Source organism: Rhodanobacter sp. FW101-FHT13A11, assembly GCF_058790335.1.
Genome location: NZ_JBYTCN010000030.1, coordinates 1 through 1,229 on the forward strand (window position 1 = coordinate 1; position 1,229 = coordinate 1,229).

A 1,229-nucleotide genomic window follows, 5' to 3' on the forward strand; every position below is an offset into this window, starting at 1 on the left:
TGACCTTGCCCGCGAGAAACGTATCCCTTGCCGTGTGATTCAATCCACGCAAGGAGAACGACATGACGAAGACAACGCGGGCGCGTTACACGCTCGAATTCAAGCAAGAAGCGGTGCGGCTGGTCGAGGGTGGCCAGAGCCAGGCCTCAGTGGCCAAGACGCTTGGACTGGTTGAGCAGACGCTGTTCAACTGGGTTAAGGCGAGCCGACAAGGGCAGCTCAAGGGCGCCGGCAGCAAGCCGGTGAGCGCCGAGCAGATGGAGATTGCCCGGCTACGTGCCGAGCTGGCCCGGGTGAAGATGGAGCGCGATATCCTGGGAAAAGCGACGGCGTACTTCGCCAAGGGTGCGAAGTGAGGTACGCCTTTATCCAGCGTCATCGCCAGGTGTGGCCGATCACGGTGCAATGCCGGGTGCTGAACGTGAGCGTCAGCGGCTACCACGGGCACGTGGCTCACCAGGCCAGCACGGCGCCGCGTCGGCACCTGAGTGACGAGGCGCTACTGGTGCACATCAAGGCGATCCACGCGCAGACGAAGCGTGCTTACGGCCGACCACGCCTCTGGCGTGAACTGCGCAAGAACGGCGTGCGCGTCGGCAAACAGCGACTGCAGGCGCTGATGCGCCAGCACGGCATTCGCGCCAAGGGCAAGAAGCGGTTCAAGGTCACCACCGACAGCAACCATGACCTGCCTATCGCTCCGAACCTTCTGGACCGCCAGTTCACCGTGGCCGAGCCGGACAAGGTCTGGGTGGGCGACATCACCTACATTCCCACCGACGAAGGTTGGCTGTACCTGGCCGTGGTGATCGACCTGTTCAGCCGTCAGGTTGTGGGTTGGTCGATGCGTGCGGACATGACCCGCGACCTCGTGATCGATGCACTGCGCATGGCATGGTTCAAGCGCCATCCCGACAAGGAAGCCGGATTGATCTTTCACAGCGACCGCGGCAGCCAGTATGCCAGTGAGGACTACCGAGACGTGCTCAAGGACTACGGCATCGCCGCTTCGATGAGTCGGCATGGCAACTGCTGGGACAATGCCTGCAGCGAAACGCTGTTCGGCTCACTGAAGGTAGAACGACTGCACGGCCAACGCTTCATCACCCGCCGCCACGCCAAGGATGAAACGATTGCCTGGCTGCTTTGGTACAACCAGTTCCGATTACACTCTACCTTGAACTACATCAGCCCGATGCAGTTCGAGCAACACTGGCTGACCGATCAGG

At 61.5% G+C, this 1,229-nt stretch carries 1 protein-coding gene; it reads left to right on the forward strand.

Annotated features, from left to right (window positions below; genetic code table 11):
• Positions 1-62 precede the first annotated feature (62 nt).
• Positions 63-1,229, forward strand: a protein-coding gene (locus AC3WRN_RS16680; RefSeq protein ID WP_492623826.1) for an IS3 family transposase whose coding sequence is annotated in 2 segments (ribosomal slippage) — positions 63-318 and positions 318-1,229 — 1,168 coding nt annotated over the 2 segments. Because the reading frame shifts where the segments join, the coding sequence is not laid out codon by codon here. This gene is flagged as partial in the annotation.